We start from the raw sequence: 24414 nt of genomic DNA, 5'->3' as shown, positions 1-24414 counted from the left end.
GCTAGCGCCGCAGGGCGGGCACCCAGGGCCGGCCATCCGCGCCCGGCTGATAAACGACACTGATTTCCTCGAACGCGTCCATCCATGCCTCGGCCTTCGCCTGGTCCGGCACTTCAAAACGGTCAAAGCCGCAACGAAGCATGAAGAACAACTGATCCCGCAGCACCTCGCCGACGGCGCGCAATTCTCCCGTAAAACCGTAACGCTCCCGCAAAATCCGGGCGTAGGAATAGGCGCGACCATCCCCGAATCTTGGAAATTCAAGGGCCACGAGATCGAAACGGGCAAGGTCTTCGACAATTACTTCGGGCGGTTGATCGCTCGCCAGGCGAATGCCAAGACGGCCCTGCCAGGCAAGAAGCGCTTGACGGTCCTGCTGCCAGCGTTCCAGGCTGACGATCACAGCGCCTGCATCGGGCAACGCCGCGTCGTCCGCGACGCACACCCAGGGATCGTCCAGAACCCCCTCTCGACTAACGAGCGTCATAAAGCTGCTCCTTGAAAGGCCCAAGCCCGACCCGACGGTACGTATCGAGGAAGCGTTCGCCGTCCTGGCGGCAGGCAAGGTAGATTTCAACAATCTTCGCCACCGCGTCGACAGCCTTGTCACGCGCAAAGGCCGCCCCGACAATTTTGCCGATGGCGGTATCCTCCTCGCCACTGCCACCAAGGGTTATCTGGTAGAATTCTTCGCCCTTCTTATCGACGCCCAGCAGACCGATATGACCAACGTGATGGTGGCCGCAGGCATTGATGCAGCCTGATATTTTGATTTTCAGTTCGCCGATATCGTGCTGGCGATCCAGGTCTTCAAAACGCCGACTGATGGACTGAGCAATCGGGATAGAACGCGCATTTGCCAGATTGCAGTAATCCAGCCCCGGGCAGCAGATCACATCCGTAATCAGGTCGATATTCGCCGTAGCGAGACCAACCGCTGCCAGCGCCTGCCAGACCGCAGCAAAATCCGCCAGCCTGACATGGGGAAGAACAAGATTTTGCGCGTGGGTCACACGCAATTCGCCAAAGCTGTAGCGTTCGGCCAGATCGGCCACAGCATCCATCTGGTCGGCGCTTACGTCACCGGGGACTTCGCCGATCCCTTTCAGGGAAATGTTGACGATCCCATAACCGGGAGTTTTGTGCGACGCCAAGCTCGTGCGGCACCAGGCGGCAAAGGCAGGGTCTTCAAACCGCTTTGCCTCAAACGCCGGCACCGGCACCGCCAGGGTTTCATAAGGCGGCGGTGCGAAAAAAGTCTCAATGTGCGCAATCGTGTCTTCCGGCAGTTCCAGCGCACCATCGCGTATCTGCGCCCATTCCGTCTCGACCATTTCGGCAAAGCGCTCGGCGCCGGTGCTCTGAACAAGGATTTTAATGCGCGCCTTATAGATATTGTCCCGGCGGCCCAGTTGGTTGTAAACGCGCAGGATGGCTTCAAGATAGGAAAGCAGGTCGCCTTTCGGCAAAAAATCCCGGATCGTCACGGCAATTACCGGCGTCCGCCCCAATCCGCCGCCGACCAGAACCTCGAATCCCGTCTCGCCTTTTTCGTTGCGGCGCATGTGCAGCCCGATGTCATGCACGCGCACAGCGGCGCGATCATGGGGCGCCCCCGTCACAGCAATCTTGAATTTACGCGGCAAAAAGGAAAATTCCGGATGCAGGGTCGACCATTGGCGAATGATCTCTCCATAAACGCGTGGATCTTCGATTTCATCGGCCGATGCGCCGGCATACTGGTCTGCCGTCACGTTGCGGATGCAGTTGCCGCTCGTCTGGATCGCGTGCATCTCGACAGAAGCAAGGTCGGCCAGAATATCCGGCACATCCTGAAGCTTTAACCAGTTGTACTGAATGTTTTGGCGAGTCGTGAAATGCCCATAGCCCTTGTCATATTTCCGTGCGATATGCGCCAACATGCGCAACTGCCCAGAGGAAAGCGTTCCGTAAGGAACCGCAACCCGAAGCATGTAGGCGTGCAATTGCAGGTAAAGGCCATTCATCAGGCGCAAGGGGCGGAATTCCTCTTCCGTCAACTCGCCTTTCAGCCGTCGCGCAACCTGGCCGCGAAACTGTTCAACGCGGTCGCGAACCATCCGGTGATCGAATTTATCATATTGGTACATTCTGGTTACGCCTGCTTCGCAAAGCCGGGATCGGCCTGTTTGCCAAGGTCGGATCGCGTGGTTGGCCCTTTCGCGCGGATACGCTCGCGGGCGCTTAAGGCATCCAACGGTGCCGGGCCTTGTCCAACCGGCATTGCGTAAACGCTAATGACCTTGCACGCGCCTTCCGCTTCCTCCGCAAGCTTCAAAAGCCGTTCAAGGGCCGCGTCCGTTTCCGCAACGCTTGCCTGATCGAGCCATGGCGTCCACTGGCCATCTTCGGCCAGATAAACAACATCGCCATCGCGTAAATGGTTCGCCGTGACGACCTGCCCTGTCATCTGCTTCTTCCTGTCCAAAATGGATCCAACCGCGTGAGACCCCCCGCAAAGCAACAAGGGCACCACCTATCCGGACGGGGGCCCATCGCCGCGTTGCCTTGGATTTAGCGAATTCGAAAGCCCTGCACAAGCAGGGAACTGAAAAATATTAGAAAACTTTTTCGTGATAGGGTCTATTATGTTACTTTTTTAGTATTTAATACTATTAATTCCTATATATGTAGAAATTATTTCTAATTTTCAATCTAACGTTTTTGTCAAGGGGCATTCCATGGACACGATCGACCGCAAGATCATCGGCTGTCTACAGAAGGATGCAACGATGCCGCTTGCCGACATTGCCGCCCATGTCGGCCTTTCTGCGACCCCTTGCTGGCGACGCATTCAGAAGATGGAAGAAAGTGGCGTTATTCGCGCCCGCGTCGCACTTCTCGACGCAACGAAGCTGAACGTCGGCGTAACCATCTTTCTTTCCATCAAGACGGGCCAGCACAGCCGATCCTGGCTCAAACAATTTGCAGATGCCGTCATCGAGATGCCGGAAGTCACCGAGTTCTATCGCATGAGCGGCCAGGTGGATTACCTGCTGCGCATTGTCGTGCCTGACATTGCCGCCTATGATGCTTTCTACAAGCGGCTGATTGAAAAAGTGCCTTTGTCCGAGGTAAGTTCAAGCTTCGCGATGGAACAGATCAAATACACGACGGCCCTGCCCCTCGACTACATTCCGACAACCGCCGACGCCCTTGGCGAAGAAAAAACCTAGCAACAATCAGAGCCCGAAGGAACAGACCTATGCCACAGACGGAACGTTTAAGCGCCCTTTTCTCGAAACTTCAACTTGGTCCCTACGCGCTTGCAAACCGTATCGTCATGGCACCGATGACGCGCAACCGGGCTGGGCCCGGCAATGTGCCGACGGAACTGAACGCGCTTTACTATCGTCAGCGCGCGACCGCGCCGCTCATCCTCACCGAAGCGTCCCAGATTTCCCCCCAGGGCGTCGGTTATCCGGGAACGCCGGGGATCCATTCCGATGCGCAGGCCGAAGGCTGGAAAATGGTTATCCAGGCCATTCACGACGAAGGCAGCCGCGTCTTTCTTCAACTCTGGCATGTCGGACGCATTTCGCATCCTTCCCTGCAACCCGATGGCGCGCTTCCGGTGGCACCGTCCGCCATTCAACCGGCCGGCGAAGCTGTTACGTTTGAGGGGATGAAGCCCTTCGTAACGCCACGCGCCCTTGAAACGGACGAAATCCCGGGCATTGTTGCAGATTACCGCGCGGCGGCCGAGCGTGCGCTTGCCGCCGGCTTTGACGGCGTTGAAATCCACGCTGCGAACGGCTATCTGCTGGACCAGTTCCTGCGCGACAAAACAAATCTGCGCAACGATTGCTATGGCGGGAAAATCGAAAACCGGACGCGTTTTCTCCTCGAAGTGACGGAGGCCGTCACCGGCGTGTGGGGACCCGAACGGGTGGGCGTGCGCCTGTCAGCAACCAATTCCTTCAACGATATTGCCGACAGCTTCCCCGAAAAGACCTTTGCTTACGTCGCCAGAGCCCTTGGTGAAATGAAAATTGCGTATCTTCATATGCTCGAAGGCGATCTGCTTGACCCAGAGGCAGGCGCGCATTTCAATTGGCCAGCCTTACGCCGGACCTTTGACGGTATCTACATGGCCAATGGCGGCTATGACAGCGTACGCGCAAACAAAACAATCGCCGAAGGCAATGCCGACCTCATCGCCTTTGCCAGGCCCTTCATCTCAAACCCCGACCTGGTCGCCCGACTGGCAAAGGGGGCGGCACTTGCCGAGCCGGACCCGAACACGTTCTACGGCGGTGACGCAAAGGGGTACACGGACTACCCCGCCCTCTAAAGAAGCGGTGACGCAGCCAGGTTACGTGGGGCCCTACGGCTTCTCGTGCTTGGGGCCGGTCTCGGAAAACACCCAGACGGCCGTCTTGTCTATATCGATGGACGTGCTCTGCTGACGCTTGGTGCGCGTTGCGTTTAGCTGACGCAACACGTCCTTGGGATCGTCCGCCTCGACCTCGTACATCGCAAGATAGTTGTGGGCGCTTTTATTCCACAACTGGTCCTTAAGAACGAAACGCTGCGCACTTTTCCAATTTGTCGTGGCCAGCACCTCGTCCAGATGAAGGTCTTCATACCAGCGGTCGTATTCTTCTTCCTGCCCTTCGGTGGGGTCGCTTAGAACCAAAACAAGATGCTTCATCGTAGGCGTCCTCCTTTTTAAGGTTTACCTGCCACAATGACAGGCGGAAGCAGATAGTCAGCCCACCCGACAGGCGGCGATTTCTCTAGGCGACACCCTTCCTGGACTGGCGTTTTCTTTCATTCGCAGACAGCGCGCGCTTGCGCAGGCGAACGTTATTGGGCGTGACCTCCACCAATTCATCATCCTGGATATAGGCGATGTTCTGTTCCAGCGACATGTGGCGCGCCGGTGTCAGACGCACCGCTTCGTCGGTACCAGAGGCCCGGATATTGGTCAGCTGTTTGGACTTCATGGGGTTGACCTCAAGGTCGTTGCCACGGCTGTTTTCACCGATAATCATGCCCTCATAGACAGGCACACCGGCATCGATGAACATCGCGCCCCGACCTTCCAGATTCATCAGCGCATAAGCGACACTGTTGCCCCCGGCGTTCGCAATCAAAACGCCGTTGTGGCGTCCGGAAATCGGTCCAACATGGGGGGCATATTCCCGGAACACACGGTTCATGACACCGGTACCCCGGGTTTCGGTCATAAATTCACTGTGATAACCGATCAGCCCCCTTGAGGGCGCAACGAAGCCTATCCGCACCTTGCCGCCTCCAGATGGGCGCATTTCTTCCATCCGGCCCTTGCGCTTCGCGATTGCCTCAACGACAACACCGGAAAATTCCTCATCCACATCGACCAGCACGTCTTCAAATGGCTCCAGGGTCTTCCCGGTGTCCGGGTCCTCATGGGTCAGCACCCGAGGCCGGCTGATAGACAGTTCAAACCCTTCGCGCCGCATCGTCTCAATCAAGACGCCCAACTGCAACTCGCCACGGCCCGCCACCTCAAAGCCATTGCCACCCTCGGCTTCGCGCACATGGATGGCAACGTTGCCTTCGGCTTCCGCCATCAGCCGCGCCCGGATAACGCGCGACGTCACTTTTTTGCCGTCGCGTCCGACCATCGGCGAATCATTGATGGAAAACACCATCGCCAGGGTTGGCGGGTCAATTGGTTCGGCCAGGATCGGCTCGGTGACGTCAAGATCGCACAGCGTATTGGCGACGGTCGCCGTCGGCAAGCCAGCGATGGAGATGATGTCACCGGCGTAGGCCGTTTCCAGCTCGGCACGGGCTAGCCCGCGAAAGGCCTGCACCTTGGTAACGCGCGCTTGCTCTACCTTGTTGCCATCCCGATCAAGGGCCTGGACAGTGACATTGGCAGAAATCGAACCCGATGCAATGCGCCCGGTCAGCACCCGACCGAGGTAAGGGTCGCTTTCAATGGCCGTCACCAACATGCGGAAGGGGCCATCGGCATCAACCGTTGGGGATGGGACATGACTCAGGACCTTATCGAACAGGCAGGCCATATTTTCGCTGCGAACGGCCGAATCCTCTGACGCCCAGCCCTGCTTGGCCGATGCAAACAGGATGGGAAAGTCCAGTTGTTCTTCGTTGGCATCAAGAATAGCGAACAGGTCAAAGACCTCGTCATGGACGGCATCGGGTCTGGCATCGGGCTTGTCAATCTTGTTGACGATGACGATGGGCTTAAGTCCAAGGGCCAAAGCCTTCTGGGTAACGAATTTGGTCTGCGGCATGGGGCCTTCGGAGGCATCCACCAGCAACAGCACGCCATCAACCATGCCCAAAATACGTTCCACCTCGCCGCCGAAATCGGCGTGGCCGGGGGTATCGACAATGTTGATGCGCACGCCCTTCCATTCCACCGACGCACATTTGGAAAGAATGGTGATGCCCCGTTCCCGCTCCAGATCGTTGCTGTCCATTACCCTTTCGACGACCTGCTGGTTTTTACGGAACAGGCCGCTTTGGTGCAGTAGCGCGTCTACCAGGGTCGTTTTGCCGTGGTCGACATGGGCGATGATGGCAATATTACGGATATCCAACTTCTCAAATCCTTCATAAAAACAGGCCCCACACCAATTTCGGGGCCGGAAAATCGCCTGGAAAGCGCACATGCCTTTGGAAAGGGCTGACGAACGTCCAAAACCGAACCAGCCGGTCATTTGCTTGGAGCCTAGCGAGCGTCCTGTATTATAGGATATTACCTGCAAATGCGAGCGAGACGCCAAGCTGCTCCAGGGTCAAGAAAAGCCCAGAAAAAGCTAGGGTTCCACACATTCACATTGCATAGCATATTAAGGATAAGCTGACGCGTTCCGGCGCATCCAAACTGCCTTAAAGCGCAGATAAACGGGAGGAAGTAAAAAGTGACAACGCAACATCGTAATTATATCAACGGCAAATTCATTGACGCGGCCGGGAGCAACATGATTCCGGTTCTTAACCCTTCAACTGAAGTGGTTATTTCCGAAGTTCCCAACTCATCGGCGGAAACAGTGAATGATGCGATTGCGGCTGCAAAAACGGCCCAAAAGGGATGGAAAAAATTACCTGCCATCGAACGGGCGAACTACATGCGTCAGATATCTGCAAAGATTCGCGAAAATATCCCGGTGCTTGCGCGCACGCTTACCGAAGAACAAGGCAAGGTCCAGACCCTTTCAGAGATCGAGATTGCCTTCGCTGCGGATTATATCGACTACATGGCCGAATGGGCGCGACGGATCGAGGGTGAAATCATCAATTCCGATCGCCCGGGCGAAAATATTTTTCTCTTCCGCCAACCCATCGGCGTCGTCGCCGGCATTCTGCCGTGGAACTTCCCCTTCTTCCTGATCGCGCGCAAGCTTGGCCCCGCCTTGGTTACCGGAAATTCCATTGTGCTGAAGCCCAGCACGGATACGCCAAATACTGCGGCCATTTTTGCCGATTTGCTTGACCAGACCGATATGCCAAAGGGCATCGTGAACATTGTCTATGGCGGGGGCCGCACCACCGGTAATGCCATGTGCGACAATCCCGATGTGGGCCTGGTGAGCTTTACAGGCTCGGTCAGTGTCGGTTCACAGATCATGGCGGCGTGTGCCAAAAACATCACCAAGGTCAACCTGGAACTTGGCGGCAAGGCCCCGGCAATTGTCATGGCCGATGCCGATATCGACAAAGCGGTTGCCGCCGTCACGGCGTCGCGTGTCATCAACACCGGCCAGGCCTGTAATTGTGCCGAGCGCGTTTACGTTGATCGCCGCGTCGAGGATGAATTCATTGCCAAATTTACCGTCGCAATGGAGGAAACCAAATATGGGGATCCGGGCGTGACCCGGGACCTCGACATGGGGCCGATGATTAACAGGGCGGCGCAGAAAACGACGCACGACATGGTTCAGCGCGCAATCAAAGAAGGTGCCGACCTGGTCAGCGGTGGGAATGTCACGGACGTTGACGGAAAGGGCTTCTTTTACCCGCCAACCGTGCTTCGCAATTGCGACCAAAGCTCAGAAATCATGCAGGAAGAGGTTTTCGGGCCGGTGATGCCGATCAACAGCTTCGACAGCCTGGACGAAGCAATCGACCGGGCCAATGATTCCAAATACGGCCTCACCTCCTCGATCTATACCAATGACATCGGGGCCGCGATGCGCGCCTGTAACGAGCTCAACTTTGGCGAAACCTATATCAATCGCGAACATTTCGAAGCGATGCAGGGCTTCCACGCCGGCGTTCGTCAATCTGGCATTGGCGGCGCGGATGGCAAACATGGCCTTTACGAAAACACCGAAACCCACGTCGTCTACCTTCAGAATTAACCCGACCTGCGTTGAACCACGGCAAATCGATTTGCCAATGAAAGCAATCCGATAAGACGAAGTGCTGCGTCATTCTGACGCCACTTCGTTTTGTCGTTGCTTTATATATTCGCAATGCACTATATACGCATGTATGAATTTAAAAAAATTGGAAGATTCTGCCCATGACGTGGCCAATTTGCTGCGCTCCCTCGCCAACGAGAAGCGCCTGATGATTCTTTGCCAGCTTGCCGAGGGCGAAAAGAGCGTCGGGGAGTTGGCCAAGCTTCTCGATCTTCGGCAAACGAACACCTCCCAACAGCTTGCCCTGTTGCGCAAAGACAACATTGTAACGACACGGCGCGAAGCCCAAACGATCTACTACGCCCTGGTGAGCACGCCTGCGCGCCAGCTGATTACGCTTCTGCACGATCTCTACTGTGGCACTGGCAAGAAAGCCTAAAAATAAGGTTATTAATATGCGATTATTCGAATATATGTATTAAATGATTAAATAACCCGCTCCGGCAATGCCTTCCACCCGCCGGAAAACGAAGGAGAGAAGCCATGAGCATCGATCGACTGGTATTTGCCATTGCTGGTTTTCTGGTTCTGCTGAGCCTCGCACTTGGTATTTTGATACATCCTTACTGGTTCTTTCTGGCCGCCTTCGTCGGCTTCAACATGTTCCAGGCCTCCTTCACAGGTTTTTGCCCATTGGCAAAGGTATTAAAAAGGCTTGGTGCAAAGTCCGGCTGCGCGTTCCAATAGGCACCGCTTCAAGGCGACTCCCCAGGGAATAAACCAACCGATGAAAACCCGTCCGTGAATGCCGGAGGTTACAATCGCCGTTCAGCATTACACCAATTTGTTTCTTGCCCTGCGGCAGAGTTTTTAGCCGCAAAAGCCTGCCCCGGGCCGCACGGCGGGTTAGGTTACCGCTTTCATGGCAAGGCGCACTTCGCGCTCCAACCCATTTAAAAAACGGGATCGGTCCGCCTTGGAAAAGGCGCGACCACTGTCCTGACGAAACGGGTTTGCAGCCCGAAGATCCGTCATCAGGTTGCGCATGGCAAGCTGGTTGCCAATGTTGTCCGGGGTAAGGGGCTCGCCATTGTGACGCAACACGCGCGCTTCTACCGCGATGCATTTAGCCGCCAGGGGAATGTCGCCGGTAATAACCACATCGCCGCCCCCAGCCCGTTCCGCAATCCATTTATCCGCATTGTCCGGCCCTTCGGGAACAATAACGGTTTCAACCAGCGGATGCCGGTTGGGGCGTATCCCACCATTCGACACGACATAGACCTGCAGCTTGTGGCGATCGGCCACCCGCAAAACCTCGTCTTTTACCGGACAGGAATCGGCATCAATGAAAATATTGGTCACGGTTTAATCCAAACGCCTAAGACATGAAAACCAGATGCCGAACATAACTGCCAAGCACGGCCTCACACCACCTGGCCGCAAACATGTCCGGATGCCCACGCCCATTGAAAGTTAAAGCCACCAAGATGGCCGGTTACATCCACGACTTCACCGATAAAATACAGGCCGGGGACGGATTTTGCCTCCATGGTTTTTGAAGACAGTCCTGCGGTATCAACACCTCCGACGGTAACTTCCGCCACGCGCATCCCCTCCGATCCACAAGGCCGGATAGCATGCGCGTTTACGTCTTCCCCAAGGCGGCGCAACGCCTTGTCGGACGTCTCGGCCAGACGGCCACAAGCCGTCAGCGCAACCAGCCTTTGCGCCAGGCGCTTGGGCAGAAATTGCGCCAGCACTGTGCCGGCCTCGCGCCTCGGCTGGTCGCCCTTGGCCTTTTTCAGATATTCGAACGCGTCCATACCGGGCAGAAAATCGATGCGGATCGCATCGCCTTTGCGCCAATAGGACGATATCTGAAGAGCCGCTGGCCCGCTAAGACCCCGATGGGTGAACAACAGGGCATCGGTGAAGGCCGTTTTTCCAAGTGCGACCGTCGCGTTCAGGGAAACGCCTGACAATCCATCGAATTTTGCCAGCGTCGCCGCATCAAAGGTCAGCGGCACCAGACCGGGGCGCGGCTCAACGAGCTTAAGCCCGAACTGCCTGGCGACGGCATAGCCGAATTCGCTGGACCCCATCTTTGGAATGGATGGGCCACCGGTGGCAATAACCAAAGACCCGGCCCTGAAAATTCCGCAATTCGTCTGCACGATAAAGCCGCGTTCACCTTTTGAAAGTCGCGTCACATTTGCGGATGTCTGCACGCGAATGCCGCGCGCCTCCTGGGTCAGCATCTCAATAATCTGCTGGGCGGACCCGTCGCAGAACAACTGTCCGTGGTCGCGCTCGTGGTAGGCAATCTTATGTTTTTCGACAAGCGCGATGAAGTCCTGCGCGCGATAGCGCTTTAAAGCTGAAATACAAAAGCGCGGATTGTCAGACAGATAATTTCCGGGCGTGACATGCAAATTAGTGAAATTGGCGCGCCCGCCGCCAGAAATACGGATCTTCTGCCCTACCTTTTCTGCACGATCAAGCACCAGCACCCGGCGTCCACGCCGGGTCGCTTCGCCCGCACATATCAGGCCCGCAGCCCCAGCCCCAATGATGATGACATCAAAATCTGACATGCAAAATATATAGCCGATATTCAGGCTCTATAGGTGAAACCAACTGCAGCAGCGAAAGGCTTCTGCCTCTAACGAGAAAGCCGGCGGCAAAAAATAGATGCCACCGGCCCGGTCCGTAGTCTCTTTTTCCCTTAATTCTTAATCGTAGGCACGAATCCCTGGAATTTCTCCAACTTTGGCACCACCAAGATAGGCACGATAGAAACGCTCATATTGATCGATGCATCGATCGGCAGAAAAAAGTTCCTGCGCCCGGCTGCGCCCGGCCGCCCCCATCGAAATGCGTTCTGCTTTATCCATCGCCAGGCGTCGTATTGCTGAAGCGAGTGCGGCGGGATCCTTTGGCGGAACAATCAACCCATTTAAATCGTGCAAAACGGCCTCGGCATTGCCGCCAACATCCGTTGCAATCATCGGCAAACCGGATGCCATGCCCTCTATCAAAGCATTCGAGAAACCTTCCTCATGGGAGGCCAGAATGCCGATATCCGAGGCTGCAAAAAGAGAAGCCACATCGTCGCAAACCCCCAGGAACCAAATGTTCTCCGTCAGACCCATTCTCGCCACCATTTGCTGCAGCTGTTGGCCAATCCCGTCGTCACGCCCAATGACAAGAAGCCGCCACCCGGTTGGCAAATCTCCTTTCACTAGATTCAAGGCCTCCAGCAAATCGACGTGGCCTTTATAGGGGATAAGGTTCGCCACAATTGACAGCACCAGGCTTTTCTCCTCTATGCCAAGCTGGCGACGAGAGGCCTGTTGCGATCGCGATGGGTTCAAAACAACCCCGTTATAGATCAATCCAAGCCGTTCTTTCAGCACGCCCTCTTCACGCAATTGGGAAACCACACGCCATGAATTCCCCAGCGCCGGGATACCGCAACGATGGAGCAGGCGCTCTATCCGGCCAAGAATATAGAATTTTTGCTGATAGCCATTTAGGCTCCGGCGGCTCATGACAAGCCTTCTGCTGCGGCTAAGAAGCGCGATTGGCGCACCAAGGGCATAATTTTCTGGCAAATAGAAATGCACGACATCGAACCGATGGCGCAACAGAAACACCCAAAACTGAACAATCACCACACACAGACGAAACGCCCGCTTTGGAAGGCTGGGCTTGGGTGGAAGTCTGTAAACAGGCTCATGCACCTGGATTCCAGCGCTGCGAATAGCATCCGTCAATTCGCCACCGCCAGAAAGCAGAAAAAATTCTAGCCGGAACCCCCGTTCTCGCAAACCCAAAGAAAGCATCTTTAAATGCGTGGCTGTACCACCTCGAAAAAGATCCCCAACGACAAACAATACCCGTGGCCCATTTGCCACATTTGAATGCCGGCGCGGATCTGTTTGCGGAACGGTAATGGAACGCTTCCCTGATACGTCGCTGCCGTCAGCGAATGATGCGACGAATTTCCATAAAAGCCTCTGCGGCATCAAGGCCCACCTGGGACCCCCGAACAGTCACATTGGCATCAAGAATTTTCTGAGACCTGGGGAACGGTGCAGGACGCATTTCAAAATCATAGCATTCGATCATCTGTCGGCGAATATCCAGATAATCACTGATATCGATGAAAAGATTTGGCTCAAACGGATGGCCAAGGGTTGGCACCGAATAATCGGTACTCGCACCAAGTTCAAAGCATCGGATGGACCGGATGCTTCGACCGGGCACAGGCCGACACGCGACCAATGTTGCGTCAAAGGTAACGCGGTGATCGATGTTCACATCGCTGGCATGATGCGTATAGACGATCTCCGCATCCCAGCGCTCGAGGCGCTTCTCAATCCGTTGCGTAACATCAAGCAGCGACTCGCGGTCCATACGAAGGTTTGGATAGCCCTCGAATTCAATGGATTCGACGCCAATAAGATCGGCGCTTGCTTGCGCTGCCTTGCGGCGGGCCTCGATCTCGTCGGCGCGCTTCACGGGATCGTAAACAACGTCGCGCCCGGTCACACCATCTGACATAAATAAAATACAGACCCGGTCGCCCATGGCACGGTGGCGGGCCAGCGTCCCGCTCATCCCAAGCACTTCATCATCCGGATGTGCAGCAATCACGGTTACATTTGTGGTCATAGAGTCATCACCTCAACGGTAACGGTGAGTTGTTCGTTTGATTGGCCGCGCCGGGTTGCCGACAACGGTAGCACCATCAGGCACATCTTTTATGACAACGGCCCCAATGCCAATCAGAGCATTTTGCCCCACAATCCGCCAGTCCCGAATGGATGCCGTAGGCCCGACCCAGGTGTCGGAACCGATCACGACGCTGCCCCCAAGCATGGCATGGGCTGTAATTTTACATCGCTTGCATAGTTTGACGTTGTGACCGACATGGACACCCGCATCAACCTTGCAATCATCTTCAATCACTGTTTCGCCAAGTGCAGCGCGATCAACGGTGCTATTTGCGCCCACTCTCACTCGATCGCCAATCCGGACACAGCCAATATGCGGAAACTCAACAACCGCCTTGGTCTGGTCGTCATCTTCATAACCAAAGCCTGGCCCGCCAACGATGCTGTTGCTGCCAATCCGACAATCGCGGCCAATTGAACTATGCGTAATATGTGCGCCAGCGCCAACCACGGTTCCGCTTCCAATCTCAACGTCTGGGCCAATCGTGGCAAATGGCCCCACGCGCACATCGTCGGCAAGCCGGGCAGATTCATGGATATCTGGATTGCGGCCACTGGGCGGACACCAAGGTGGCTCTTTCCAGAAACGTTCAATAAAACGAAGCAGCTCGAACCGCGGTATTTCGCAAGGCAAGTACAAAGCGTTGCGGCGCTTATGCGCTTCTTCGGCAAGGTGCGGAAGAATAAAAATTGCGCCGGCACCGCTTCCCTCGAGCCAGCGCCGGCCTCGGTCGTCGTCAAAGCGGCAGAACGTAACGTGTGTCGAACCCGCAGCGTCAACCGGCTCCACGGCATCAAACGCTTCCACAGGCGACGTTCCGATAGGTTTAATTCCCCGCTCTTCCGCAAAGGCTAAAAGCGCCTTGCTTGACACACTAAGACTACCAATCATGGCATCCTGTCCCCGCTGTTTTCATCTGATTTACGCCCGAGCGCGTGCAAAATAGGCTGTCGTAGATTGAGGCCAAGGATAGATTCAATCAACTCGACATAAACGCCGGGCCGGCGTTTCGGGTTTGCAATCAGCGACCTTATTAAGGCGCGTCGAAAGCCGCCCCGGTTGCCGTTTGCCTTGTGACTTACCGCGACATTTTCATGCAACTGGGCAAAAATCAGTCGACGTTCAGAGCGTGGAAAGCGTTCAATCAGCGCCGCGTTCTTTTCCACAAATATTTTTGCTGCCGTCTCAACAAAGGTCCCGTCACGAAGGGATGCCTTGTAATAAACCGTATAAGGCTCGTTGATGGAAATCACCCGGTGCTTGTCAAGGAACCGGCAGAACCAGTCTACATCGACATAGAGAGGAAGGTTTTCATCAAATGGCCCCGCCGCCAGCGCAGCCTTGCGGCGGATCAACATGCACCCCCCCAGGCCAATTGCGCAGCCCCTGACCAGCAGGTTGCGCACCGAAATCTCGTGATAAAAATGCCAGCCATCCACATAATTCCGGGTGCCGTCCGGGGAAACAGCGATATAGCCCGTCACGACCGCCGCCGTGTCCGCGCCCGCTTCTTTCAATGCAGCATATTGGCGATGAAGCTTTCCTTCCATCCAGGAATCATCGGAATCCAGAAAGGCAATAAAATTCCCACGGGCCTCCCGCAATCCGGTGTTCCGCGCCGCCGCCTCACCACGGTTTTTGGAATGTTGCACCAGCCGAATTCTAGATTCATTTCCCTGCAACCCGGCAACAACCTCCAGGGTATTGTCCGTTGACCCATCGTCAATAATTAAAATCTCTATGTCTTTAAAATCCTGCGCCTGAACGCTTGCAACCGCACGCCCAAGCAGCGTGGCACGATTGTAACTCGGAATAATGACGCTAATTTCTGGCACGCTCTAGCCTTCTTTCCTGCCTTGAAGCAGAGCCACGACCCTCTTGAAAACATCGTCCGTCTTCATGGAAAAATATTCTTCAAAATACCGGCGCGCGCAACCTGCTTCCGCCTTAAATTGATGTGCACTAAGCTTTTCAATTTCGCGCAATGCCTTGATTAGCTCTTTCGCACCCCCTGCCGTGCGGCACAGGGCGGGTTCAGCAAACATCGGATTGTTGGATGCCCCCCCTCCAAGATCCACATGGACAACCGGCACACCCAGGGCAGCAGCCTCCCAGCCTGCCGTCGACCCGACAGACACGGCCACATCATGGTTGAATATATCGACATAAAGGTCGCGTTCCTTGCTTGCCCGAAAAGGCGAGCGAATCTTGGCCAGTTTAGTTTTTTGAAGTTGGCCGGCAAGCGAAATGGCTGGATGGGGACGAAGCGTCACCAAATATTCGTCTTGGTCTAAGAATGCATCGGCCAGCAGATTAATCAGGGCTACCGAATCCGCAGCACCTTGCAACAGCACTAAAATTCGGCGAACCTTCTTTGGCGCAACGGTCTTTGGCACATGGTCGTAGATGGCGGATTGCCGCATCGCATAACCAACATCAACCATTGCTTCGCTGTAACCAAATGTATCGCACAACATTGCCTTTGCAGCCTTCCCCATAGCAACAATCCTGTTGGGACAGGGACGGTAACGCGAGGCATACATTTTTTCCGAGGACGGCACGAGAGCATTGTGTTGAAAAGCAACCGTCACGCTCCCCCTGGCCTGCGCAGCACTCTGGCAGGCATGCTCCCAACCGTTGTTCTCAAAGGGATGCACCAGCACCGCCTGTGGATTTTGATCCAGCATTCGGCCAAGAATCCCACGCAACAGAAATGCCGTGGGCAGATCGCGCCAACGGCATATTTTTGCGTCGTGCCGAAGCAGCATGGCGACATGAACGCCCAGACTGCTTTTAATTAAGCCAATCTTCGGGCACCAAGAAGCCGCACGCAAAATAGCGAAAAAGACATCACCCAGGCGGGCAAGATCGACAAAGGTTCGAATTGGAGGCGGTGGCAACGCATGCGCACGTCCTGCCACCGGTTGTATCTGTCCTGTCAGTTGCGCCAGCATCACGTTCGTACAGCCCGCCTTTACAAGGTCCGATGGCAATTCACCGAAAATAAAATCACGAATGGACCGTTCCGGTTGCAGCAGTTCATCCGACGACACGGTAACGATCAGCGCGTCGTTCCCCTTCGGCCCATAATCCCCATGGCCGCGCCCGTAATCACACAGCTTGAGAAGGTAGCGGAGCGCCCCCCATGGGCGTCGCAACGGGTCAAGCCAGTGGCGCGCGAACCCGTCTCGCAACCGGGTCTTTATTCCATGGGAACGTGCCAAGGCCCGAATGGGTCCGAGTAGATTTTGATCCGGAACAAGCAACCCAAGCGCAGCCCCACCCTCGCCCCACCTGGTCAGGTGCTGATTGAGACGCCATAGCTGCTCCAGCCCCTGATAGAAGAAGGAATTTTGCGTGTTTCTTGAACCTAGCGCGCTGTACCAACAAGCATCTGATTTCCCATTGGCAGCTGCAAAACCATCCAGAATATTTCGATAGTCCGTAATAAAATCACGCTGAGCACCTTCTAAAAGCGGCGGCAAACCTGCAACATGGCCTATCCAGGCCTCCTGCTCTTCCATGCTTGCAGGCAAAACGAAGTCGGGATTCCCCAACCTGCCCGAATAAGCAGGGCCATATAAATTCAGCACCCTCACCAGATCCGGCCTCACTTGACCCATGCGCCGCCACCAAGCGGAAAGCTAAGACTTAGGCTTGGTTTAAATCGCTCTCGCAATTCATCCACGGCCTTGCGGGCTCCTGGAAAACCAGCGGAACCATAATCATCAAAGACGATGATGCCGCCATCAAGAAGCCTGGGATAGAAGAATTCGATTGAATCGATATAAGGCTGATAAAGATCAACATCGATATGAACAAATTTGAACCGTCGATCTTCAATCTCCGGAAAACGTTCCGGAATCCAGCCTTTGTACAGACGCACAAAATCGAAGGGCGCGAGCGTCGTCCTCACACCCCCCATATCCGCTGCAAAATGCTGACGGCGGGCATTGGCAAGCCGCGCATTCGCAGGTGCCAGACCGCCCTGGTCCTTTTCGCCATATTCGGAAAGCCCTTCGAATGAATCGAAGACATGAAATGGCGAAGCTCCTCTCGCTTTCGCAAGACGCCCCAGCATGTGGGTGGAGTGCCCACGCCAACACCCGCATTCCGCCAAATCCCCTTCACTTCCGAATCGGTCGAAGGCTGTTTGCGCAAGCTGGTAGAGCATAAAATAGCGCGTCCGTTTGGCAAAATTGTCGGTATCTTCAGAGCCTGAAACGATAAGCGCCTGCTCATAGGCGCGGATCGCCTCGAAATGCTTTTCGGGATTGTCTCGAAAATATTCGACTTCTTCGGGTCGGAACCCAACGGGATAAACGCCAAGCCCAAGCCGGCTCGTTCGGATAAACCGTTGTCCAACACTGTGCAGCAGCTCTTTGCCACCAATAGAGAAGGTAAATTCCGCCAATTTTATGGCCGCTTCCACAAGCTGACCTTTTACTGCTTTCAACATTATCCAGCCCGCCCTGACGGGGAAATATTCTGCTTCTCGTGCCAGGCAAGAAACATCAAAATAACCCACATTGGATGCGTTAGGTCCTTTTCGCCATTCAAATAACGCCGCCACATGTCATGCACGACAGACGGATCCAGAAATTCTGAAACGGTCTTTAGACGATCCGATAAAAGGCTTTCGGCCCATTCCCGCAACGCACCGCCAAGCCAAAGCTTGATTGGCATATGAAATCCTTTTTTAGGATGTTCAAACAAAGGTGGCGGCACGTACCGGCCCAGAACATCGCGTAGCAAGGATTTCCGGCGACCATCTCTGATTAAAAAATCACGGGGAACAGACCAGGCAAATTCAAGCACCCGGTTGTCCAGCAGTGGCACACGGACCTCCAAGCTTGCCGACATGCTCGCACGATCAACCTTGGTAAGCATCGAGTCCGGCAGGCGGCGACGCTGATCGACATATAACAAAGAATCAAGCGGGGTTGCCATGTCCGGAGCCGTGCGGAACAACCGCTCAGTTTCGTCCGCATAATTCTGCGCCATCGCGCATGCCGGGCCTATCCCAAGGTAATTTGCCCGCGCGCTATATGCTGCAATGCCTGGATCACGCAACAAATCTGCGTAATAGGGCATGCTGCGGCTGGCATCCGCCAGAAAAGGCCGCAGCAGCGCCTTCCAAAGCGCCGGTGGCACCGCACGGATCCCACAAGCCATTGGGCCTCGAAGCCATTTCGGCACATGTTCTGTTGCACGCCACATGTTTACGCTCTGCTCATAGCGCTCATAGCCAGCGAACAATTCATCCCCTCCGTCCCCGGACAACGCCACGGTAACCGAACCACGCGCAAGCCTGGAAACAAGCAGGGTTGGGATTTGCGACGGATCGGCAAAAGGCTCGTCATAAATAGAGGGAAGATCCGGAATAACCTCGGCCGCATGTTTGGGGGTAAGAATAAACTCCGTATGCTCCGTTCCAAGATGGCTGGCAATCGCCCGGGCGTCTCCGCTTTCATCATATTCCGGTTCTTCATATCCAATTGAGAAACTGTGCACCGGACGGTCCTGCCGTAACATCGCCACCACCAAAGACGAATCGACGCCGCCGGATAAAAACGCCCCCAACGGCACATCCGCACGCGACTGGTCGCGCACGACCTGTTGCAGGGTCGCGTCCAGCGCATCCACGGCTTCTTCGTAGCTTCCCCATGCCCCTGCCCGTTCCTTGCAGGTTTGTGCCATGGCCGCCAGGTCGAAGAAATTGTGTTTTTCAACCTGGCCGTCGTTCCCAATGATTAAATGCTGCCCCGGCTCTACCTTCCAGCATTCGGCAAACACCGTTCGGCCTTCGCCGATATTTGTATGCTGTAGAAAATCCCAAATGCCGACGCCCGAAAGTTCTTTCGTCCAAGCAGGATGCGCGGCAAAGCTTTTAAGCTGCGAGGCAAAGAGGGTAAAATTTCCGCGCCGCGCCCAATAAAGCGGCTTAATTCCCATTCGGTCACGCGCCAGATGAAGTTTTCTTTCACGCCGGTCCCATAGGGCAAAAGCAAACATGCCATTGATATGTGGAAGCGCGCGCTCTGGCCCAAGGCAGGCCAGAACTTCCAGCAATACTTCCGTATCGGTGGTGGATTTAAGGACAACCCCGGCAGGGTCGAGAAACCGTTTGCGCAATTCTGGAAAATTATAAATTTCGCCATTAAAAGCAATGAGGTAACGGCCACAGCCACTTTGCATTGGCTGGCGACCTGCATCGCTGACATCAAGAATGGACAGCCGCCGGTGGCCAAGTGCGACGTTATTTTCAATCCAGACACCTCGCGTGTCTGGCCCCCGATCTGCGACCAAATCAACCATCGCGTCAAACTCTCTGGAGTATTCCTGGGCAGGGCCCAGGTCGCTACGGAGAAAACCGGCAATACCACACATACGCGTTATTGTTCTTTAGCTGTCAAATACACGGCGCTTCAAGGCAGCTGCCCTGTTCCGACTTGCCCAGAATATTTCACTTCCCACACAGCGGGCATAGGATAGCAGGCCTTTGTCACGTGCCAATTGGCGTTCATATACAGCCGTGGCAGCGGCCCGCTTTTTGTCAAATTCATGCAATACGCGGTGTGGGATATACCCCGCTTCCCGGTCTATTTTTTCAAGCCGTGCGATCTGCTGATCATCTTCGGGGTTGATCGCCCCATCTTCTATTTCTACCACTAGGGACGGTCGAAAATAACCAAGATCAATTTCCTCTTTTATCTTTGAAATTCCAAGAACCCCATCTGCAATCATGCGCCGGACCTCATCAATCCAGAAATGCGCGAGAGGGTTGCGCGCCGACACCCAGGGCTGGGTTGGGGTAAGCGTGTAATGCAACAGACCGGTTGTTGATGCGTAATATTCCAGCCGGTTCCAGTCTGCGGGAATTGTCCGGGCAATATCGCGGTCGTCGAGAAAGCAAAGGCCCGACATCATCTGCTGATAGTCATAGGCTTCACCCAACCCGGCGACCAGCCCCCGAAGCGTCCAATCGCAGCGGGCACAATCAAGCACCATCACAGAAGTTTCATTATGATTGACGCGAACGTTACGGCCGATTTTGCGATGCGGTTCCAGCACAGCAATTTTAGCGCCCCCCATCGGCACGTTCCACAGATCGCCGATATCGCGAAAAACCAGCATATCGGCATCCACGTAGATCGCCCGTCCACGATGGCTGGCAAGTTCGGGAATTGCCCACCTGGCGAATGAAAACCCTGTGCGTTGCCCTTGCCGGATATCCCGTGGCGCCGGAATATCGAGATCAAGCATCGAGTGAATTTCGACAGCCTGCTTTGTATGACGGCGAATTGAATAAGCCAGAACATCAACCGCCAGCACCTGCGAACGATCGGTCCCAACGTAAACCTGGATAACGTCCCCCATGCCGTCCCTATTGCCTCCAGTCATCGCGCCTTCAACCCGCCGTCTCGACCGGCAAACGTTCAACGAGGCCATGGGATTCCAGACGTTCAATCACCGGAATCACCTCCCATATGGGCCGCCGAATACGATCGCTTAGGCCAAGCAAGTCTTGGCGGCCATCCGCAAAGGCAAGGACATCGCTGACAAGATGAAAATAATCGTCAAGATCACGAGCAGAGGTATCGGAACGCAGCCCATAATTCCTGAGCTGTGGCTCGCCAATACCAGTAGCCCGTGGAACACAGTTCGCTTCAATTGACTCGATGCACCGTTTTACCGCCTGGAAGCCACCCTCCAAACCACTTGGTGTCACCAGGCTCAGATCGTCAAGCGAGGTATGATATTCTGGAAAGCTGCCAAACCGCGAGCGCATTAAGGTTACAACCGGCAAAGCAACATTGGGCGCACAGAACTGTCGTTCATCGCTGCCACGATCAAGGAAATCATACTCAATCGCTCTCGAATCAATGGATTGATAGACATGCCTTGCCACGCGATCCGCAAATGTATCCGCATTCGGCGTGGCAACAAACGAATAGGCGCGATCATCCCCAATACAGGAAAGATGAAAACCGGCGATCAGACGCTGCTTCAATTGCTCCAAATTGCGATGCAAATAGACGATCGCACCAATTGTTTCCGGGAAGAGAGCGATGCGATATGTAAACCGACGCTTTTTTTCACCCAGCCAACGGCCGATGGCGCTTGCCACAATTGGCCCCGATAATTCGTTATTTGCCATGGATGGGTGGCATATATAAGACGAAATCAGGACCTCATCGGCGCTTTCCCCTGGAAGGATGTATTCGCCAAGGGTCATCGCGCCGGGGGCCAATGTGCTGTCGATTATGGCGCGGTATTTGCCTTTAGACAGTTGCTTCCGCTGCCTATGGGGAAGGCAAAACCCCCAATTTCTGTTGTAGTAACTGGTAACGTACGGGATCGCATCGGGAAGCGCCTCGATTGAATGCAGGTGTTGCTGCAATTCATCAAGTTCAATTTCAATATCGATTGGCTCTGAATAGCCAAGCACATGCAAATTATTTTCCTGAAAATCAACGACGGTAGAACCATCGGGTCCGATCAGACGCGCGCCACGGATGTTCCACTCATCGGGAACCGTCCAATCGAAGCACTGTGTTCCTGACGACACTTCGGAAACTTCAAACGGTCGAAAGCGGCGGCCCAACACATCCAGCGTCTGGCGCACACCACCCCCCGTAATGCTGCGGCAAATCGGAAATAGTTCCTTAGCCACATGATGCAGCTCGGTGCCAATTAAATCAGGTTTCATGGCCGTATCCGAACCCACGCGTCTATCGTGAGTCTTTTTGCGATGACGGGAACGCAAGCGCATCGCGCATTCCCTCATGTGGGATCAATTTTGCAAGCGAATGGTAAAAGTCTTCAAATTTCCCCACGTGGATCTTGCCATTCTCAAACCATAAAACCTTATCAGCAAAAGGAGATAGCTCAACCTTGTGTGTAGACATGATGATCGTGTGGCCACGATCACGCAATTCGAACAGCGTGCCCATAATTTTATGTTCCATTTCCCGGTCAAGGGCACTCGTTGGCTCATCCAAAAGCATGACCTTTGGCGACGAAGCAATCAATCGCGCAAGCGCAATGCGCTGGCGCTGGCCACCGGACAGCAACGATCCGTCATTGCCAATATGCGTATCGAGACCGGAAGGCAGACGGTCCAGAAATTCCTCCAGACCAGAAAGCCTTACCGCATCATTCAAGGATTCCTCTGAAAGAGACTTCAAGCCGTAAACGATATTTTCCCGTATCGTCCCAGTGAAAGTTGGCCGGTCCTGGTTCAACATAAGAACCGTCTCCGGAATTGCCTTTTGTGGCACGTCGGAAAATTTGACGCCGCCGTAGCGAATGTCACCACTATCCGGCGTTAAAAGACGCTGCATCAGCTTCAGCAACGTCGTCTTTCCCGCCCCTGTTGGACCAAAAACCATATAGAGCCCCCCAGGGGGCAAATCGAAAGATACGTCGTCAATAATTTTTGTGCTGTCGCCAGACGACTCGTACGAAAAACTCACCGCGTCCATGGCCACGGCAGATTGGTCAAAATTCGGAATCAAAACCGCCGTGGATGGTTCCGGTTCCCGCGCCGGCAATCCGGTCACTTTTCGGATTTCCTCATATGCCGCACCAACCCGCGCAAGCGTCGTGGCCGCCTGGGTTACGCGGTCAATCTGCGGATGAATGAGCACCATTCCACCAACAAACAAGACCACCGTTGCCAACGTCTCTTGGCCAACTCCCTGGCGGAAGAAAAATATCATGAGCCCGCCCATGATGATGGCCAGAGCGATCTGCGTAACAAAAGGGGACAACGCGTTGTTGAAATAAAGGCGGAGGTAGGATTTCAGATACTCGCTATAGAAGTGGAACAGCTCTTTCTTTTCCTGCTCTGCGGTTCCAAAGACGTCAATCATCTCGATCCGCTTAACGACTTCATGGGTTCGATTGATGTAATTCCCTGCCAACATGGCATTTTCCTGAGAAACCCGGTAGGCAGACCGCACGATGTAGGTTAGCGGCACCAGGATGCAAAGAACGACTAGGCATACGCCAAACAATGCGACCGGCGCGACGAATGCCAGAAATGCCATCGCAATACCGCCTTGCACAATCCCCGATACAAGCTGAACGAACGCACGCGCTGCCAGGCTCATCTGAACAACCTCCCGGCTGGTCAAATGCATAATACGCCCCGCACTTTCGCTGCCATGCAACCGATAGGGCGCATTGAGCCAACGGGTCAATACCCGCTGCTGCCAAAGTGAATCGACCTTTGTCTTTGAATAGGCTTCAACCAAAGAGGTTATGAGTTGCAACCCCGCTTTGGCAAAGCTGATCGCCACGATAGCCCCTACCATCGTGTAGAAAATCATTTCCCTGTCCTGCGACAAAGACAGAACAAACGGGCCGATATAAGGAATCTTTTCAAGCTGGCCCAGGTCGTGCCCTGCAATGATGGAAATGACTGGCACAAAGGCGGTGATCCCAACAATGGCGCTAAAACCAAATAACACCGAGAGGATAACCGTCGCTCCAATCAACCAGCGAAATGGCATGAGCGATTCCCGAAGCGCTTCGCCAATGGTCCGAATGGCGCCTATATCACTGCTCAAAGCCGACTCCTAGATTGCATTGCGGGCATGCGATTACTGACCAACGTCCAGACACCGGCGAATGCCGCGCCCAAGCGAGACCAATTGTCCAAATTCATCCGGCGTTGCACTCAAGGCATGGTCCCGAATGGTCGTATCTGATTTATCCAGTGTAAAATGCTTCTCAATGATGCGGGCCCCACGCGCAATGGCCAGCAAAGCCGTTTCAATTCCGACGGTGTGGTCGCTATAACCTCCATAGGGCGAGGCATCAAAATCCTTTGGAAGGTCCGTCAGTTCCCAGGGCGCTGTTGGATAAAGCGACTTGCAAAACAGGTAACGCACCTTGCCGGTGTCCTTTTCCAGCGGCAGCCCCCTCCCTTCCCACATGCCAAGCGAGACCAGCGTCTCCTTGCCTTCGGCAACAACATCACGCACCAGGTCAATGTCATCCTTAACCGTACGCGACGCGATTTTATAGCGATTGAAATTGAACGGCTTCGCCATTTCAAACGCATCTCGCGTGATCAGAGAAAGCATCGGTTCGATGCCATAATATTCCGAGATTTTTATAATTTGTCCGATGATTTCCGGCGTGATCTGGTTGATTTCGCCTTCTTTCCACCGCCAGCCAAGCTGGAATTTGACAACATCGGCATCCGCCTCTTTTGCACGGCGAATCAATTCGTACAGCAAACCAAAATTGCCATTATGGTTCATGCCTATTTCTGCGATGAACAGCATTTTGT

General features: G+C 54.6%; 23 protein-coding genes. 5 read left to right on the top strand and 18 right to left on the bottom strand.

Features of this window, described 5'->3' with window-relative positions; genetic code table 11:
- Nucleotide 1: 1 nt before the first annotated feature.
- From COA65_01775 to COA65_01765, 3 genes are read right to left on the bottom strand one after another with little or no spacing between them, the layout of a single operon-like run.
- On the bottom strand, nt 2–487 hold the full coding sequence (locus tag COA65_01775) for an oxidoreductase (GenBank protein ID PCJ61704.1): 486 nt from the start codon (nt 485–487) through the stop codon (nt 2–4).
- Complete coding sequence (locus COA65_01770) at nt 474–2129, bottom strand: sulfite reductase (protein PCJ61703.1); 1656 nt, start codon at nt 2127–2129, stop codon at nt 474–476. Before COA65_01770 ends, COA65_01775 begins: the two co-directional genes overlap by 14 nt.
- 5 nt (nt 2130–2134) lie before the next feature.
- On the bottom strand, nt 2135–2449 hold the full coding sequence (locus tag COA65_01765; GenBank protein ID PCJ61702.1) for a hypothetical protein: 315 nt from the start codon (nt 2447–2449) through the stop codon (nt 2135–2137).
- A 271-nt stretch (nt 2450–2720) separates the two neighbouring features.
- Between COA65_01765 and COA65_01760 the strand changes: the two genes are divergently transcribed.
- Nucleotides 2721–3215: an ArsR family transcriptional regulator gene (locus tag COA65_01760; protein ID PCJ61701.1), complete on the top strand. Its 495-nt coding sequence runs from the start codon at nt 2721–2723 to the stop codon at nt 3213–3215.
- 29 nt (nt 3216–3244) lie between these two features.
- Entirely contained in the window at nt 3245–4333 is a 1089-nt protein-coding gene (locus COA65_01755; GenBank protein ID PCJ61700.1) for an alkene reductase, read from the top strand.
- Between the two features lie 33 nt (nt 4334–4366).
- On the opposite strand, the gene COA65_01750 is transcribed toward COA65_01755, so the two are convergent.
- Both COA65_01750 and typA read right to left on the bottom strand, forming a co-directional pair.
- Entirely contained in the window at nt 4367–4693 is a 327-nt protein-coding gene (locus tag COA65_01750; protein PCJ61699.1) for a hypothetical protein, read from the bottom strand.
- 85 nt (nt 4694–4778) lie between these two features.
- The gene (gene typA, locus COA65_01745) at nt 4779–6599 is read right to left on the bottom strand and encodes a translational GTPase TypA (GenBank protein PCJ61769.1); all 1821 of its coding nucleotides are present in this window, start codon (nt 6597–6599) and stop codon (nt 4779–4781) included.
- Between the two features lie 324 nt (nt 6600–6923).
- Here typA and COA65_01740 point away from each other — a divergent pair, with 324 nt between their 5' ends.
- From COA65_01740 to COA65_01730, 3 genes are all read left to right on the top strand, one after another.
- Nucleotides 6924–8363, top strand: a complete 1440-nt coding sequence (locus COA65_01740; GenBank protein PCJ61698.1) for an aldehyde dehydrogenase — start codon at nt 6924–6926, stop codon at nt 8361–8363.
- A 133-nt stretch (nt 8364–8496) separates the two neighbouring features.
- Nucleotides 8497–8805, top strand: coding sequence for a transcriptional regulator (locus COA65_01735; GenBank protein ID PCJ61697.1), 309 nt, complete (start codon nt 8497–8499; stop codon nt 8803–8805).
- Nucleotides 8806–8909: 104 nt separating this feature from the next.
- Entirely contained in the window at nt 8910–9113 is a 204-nt protein-coding gene (locus tag COA65_01730) for a sulfurtransferase (protein PCJ61696.1), read from the top strand.
- A gap of 159 nt (nt 9114–9272) precedes the next feature.
- Here the strand turns inward: COA65_01730 and COA65_01725 are convergent, their stop codons facing one another.
- From COA65_01725 to COA65_01665, 13 genes are all read right to left on the bottom strand, one after another.
- A complete protein-coding gene (locus COA65_01725; GenBank protein PCJ61695.1) occupies nt 9273–9731 on the bottom strand; it encodes a hypothetical protein in 459 nt (152 codons plus the stop codon).
- Nucleotides 9732–9793: 62 nt separating this feature from the next.
- The gene (locus COA65_01720; protein ID PCJ61694.1) at nt 9794–10963 is read right to left on the bottom strand and encodes an aminoacetone oxidase family FAD-binding enzyme; all 1170 of its coding nucleotides are present in this window, start codon (nt 10961–10963) and stop codon (nt 9794–9796) included.
- Nucleotides 10964–11101: 138 nt separating this feature from the next.
- Nucleotides 11102–12397, bottom strand: coding sequence for a glycosyl transferase group 1 family protein (locus COA65_01715; protein ID PCJ61693.1), 1296 nt, complete (start codon nt 12395–12397; stop codon nt 11102–11104).
- Nucleotides 12354–13046 (bottom strand): GlcNAc-PI de-N-acetylase, encoded by a 693-nt coding sequence (locus COA65_01710; protein PCJ61692.1) that lies wholly within the window; start codon nt 13044–13046, stop codon nt 12354–12356. Before COA65_01710 ends, COA65_01715 begins: the two co-directional genes overlap by 44 nt.
- A gap of 12 nt (nt 13047–13058) precedes the next feature.
- The gene (locus COA65_01705; GenBank protein ID PCJ61691.1) at nt 13059–14000 is read right to left on the bottom strand and encodes a hypothetical protein; all 942 of its coding nucleotides are present in this window, start codon (nt 13998–14000) and stop codon (nt 13059–13061) included.
- A complete protein-coding gene (locus tag COA65_01700) occupies nt 13997–14944 on the bottom strand; it encodes a hypothetical protein (protein PCJ61690.1) in 948 nt (315 codons plus the stop codon). The genes COA65_01705 and COA65_01700 overlap by 4 nt, the downstream gene beginning before the upstream one ends.
- A gap of 3 nt (nt 14945–14947) precedes the next feature.
- Nucleotides 14948–16633 (bottom strand): hypothetical protein, encoded by a 1686-nt coding sequence (locus COA65_01695; protein PCJ61689.1) that lies wholly within the window; start codon nt 16631–16633, stop codon nt 14948–14950.
- Nucleotides 16634–16719: 86 nt separating this feature from the next.
- Nucleotides 16720–17568 (bottom strand): hypothetical protein, encoded by an 849-nt coding sequence (locus COA65_01690; protein ID PCJ61688.1) that lies wholly within the window; start codon nt 17566–17568, stop codon nt 16720–16722.
- Nucleotides 17568–19499 carry an asparagine synthase (glutamine-hydrolyzing) gene (asnB, locus tag COA65_01685; GenBank protein ID PCJ61687.1) on the bottom strand — a complete coding sequence of 644 codons (1932 nt, stop codon included), beginning with the start codon at nt 19497–19499 and terminating at the stop codon, nt 17568–17570. The genes COA65_01690 and asnB overlap by 1 nt, the downstream gene beginning before the upstream one ends.
- 15 nt (nt 19500–19514) lie before the next feature.
- On the bottom strand, nt 19515–20489 hold the full coding sequence (locus COA65_01680) for a glycosyl transferase (protein PCJ61686.1): 975 nt from the start codon (nt 20487–20489) through the stop codon (nt 19515–19517).
- Between the two features lie 31 nt (nt 20490–20520).
- Entirely contained in the window at nt 20521–21822 is a 1302-nt protein-coding gene (locus COA65_01675) for an aminopeptidase (protein PCJ61768.1), read from the bottom strand.
- Nucleotides 21823–21844: 22 nt separating this feature from the next.
- Nucleotides 21845–23686: a hypothetical protein gene (locus COA65_01670; GenBank protein PCJ61685.1), complete on the bottom strand. Its 1842-nt coding sequence runs from the start codon at nt 23684–23686 to the stop codon at nt 21845–21847.
- A gap of 33 nt (nt 23687–23719) precedes the next feature.
- A complete protein-coding gene (locus COA65_01665; GenBank protein PCJ61684.1) occupies nt 23720–24409 on the bottom strand; it encodes a hypothetical protein in 690 nt (229 codons plus the stop codon).
- Nucleotides 24410–24414: the final 5 nt, after the last annotated feature.

This window comes from Rhodospirillaceae bacterium, assembly GCA_002746255.1.
Taxonomy (GTDB): domain Bacteria; phylum Pseudomonadota; class Alphaproteobacteria.
This window is presented reverse-complemented; position numbering and strand designations above follow the sequence as displayed.

Excerpts from the sequence above, each read along its gene's own strand:
- COA65_01715 (PCJ61693.1), bottom strand. The coding sequence starts at position 12,397 with ATGCCGCAGAGGCTTTTATGGAAATTCGTCGCATCATTCGCTGACGGC.
- COA65_01775 (PCJ61704.1), bottom strand. The coding sequence starts at position 487 with ATGACGCTCGTTAGTCGAGAGGGGGTTCTGGACGATCCCTGGGTGTGC.
- asnB (PCJ61687.1), bottom strand. The coding sequence starts at position 19,499 with ATGTGTGGTATTGCCGGTTTTCTCCGTAGCGACCTGGGCCCTGCCCAG.
- COA65_01720 (PCJ61694.1), bottom strand. The coding sequence starts at position 10,963 with ATGTCAGATTTTGATGTCATCATCATTGGGGCTGGGGCTGCGGGCCTG.
- COA65_01705 (PCJ61691.1), bottom strand. The coding sequence starts at position 14,000 with ATGATTGGTAGTCTTAGTGTGTCAAGCAAGGCGCTTTTAGCCTTTGCG.
- COA65_01695 (PCJ61689.1), bottom strand. The coding sequence starts at position 16,633 with ATGGAAGAGCAGGAGGCCTGGATAGGCCATGTTGCAGGTTTGCCGCCG.
- COA65_01675 (PCJ61768.1), bottom strand. The coding sequence starts at position 21,822 with ATGAAACCTGATTTAATTGGCACCGAGCTGCATCATGTGGCTAAGGAA.
- COA65_01765 (PCJ61702.1), bottom strand. The coding sequence starts at position 2,449 with ATGACAGGGCAGGTCGTCACGGCGAACCATTTACGCGATGGCGATGTT.
- COA65_01710 (PCJ61692.1), bottom strand. The coding sequence starts at position 13,046 with ATGACCACAAATGTAACCGTGATTGCTGCACATCCGGATGATGAAGTG.
- COA65_01760 (PCJ61701.1), top strand. The coding sequence starts at position 2,721 with ATGGACACGATCGACCGCAAGATCATCGGCTGTCTACAGAAGGATGCA.
- COA65_01730 (PCJ61696.1), top strand. The coding sequence starts at position 8,910 with ATGAGCATCGATCGACTGGTATTTGCCATTGCTGGTTTTCTGGTTCTG.
- COA65_01755 (PCJ61700.1), top strand. The coding sequence starts at position 3,245 with ATGCCACAGACGGAACGTTTAAGCGCCCTTTTCTCGAAACTTCAACTT.
- COA65_01770 (PCJ61703.1), bottom strand. The coding sequence starts at position 2,129 with ATGTACCAATATGATAAATTCGATCACCGGATGGTTCGCGACCGCGTT.
- COA65_01690 (PCJ61688.1), bottom strand. The coding sequence starts at position 17,568 with ATGTTGAAAGCAGTAAAAGGTCAGCTTGTGGAAGCGGCCATAAAATTG.
- COA65_01735 (PCJ61697.1), top strand. The coding sequence starts at position 8,497 with ATGAATTTAAAAAAATTGGAAGATTCTGCCCATGACGTGGCCAATTTG.
- COA65_01750 (PCJ61699.1), bottom strand. The coding sequence starts at position 4,693 with ATGAAGCATCTTGTTTTGGTTCTAAGCGACCCCACCGAAGGGCAGGAA.
- COA65_01665 (PCJ61684.1), bottom strand. The coding sequence starts at position 24,409 with ATGCTGTTCATCGCAGAAATAGGCATGAACCATAATGGCAATTTTGGT.
- COA65_01680 (PCJ61686.1), bottom strand. The coding sequence starts at position 20,489 with ATGGGGGACGTTATCCAGGTTTACGTTGGGACCGATCGTTCGCAGGTG.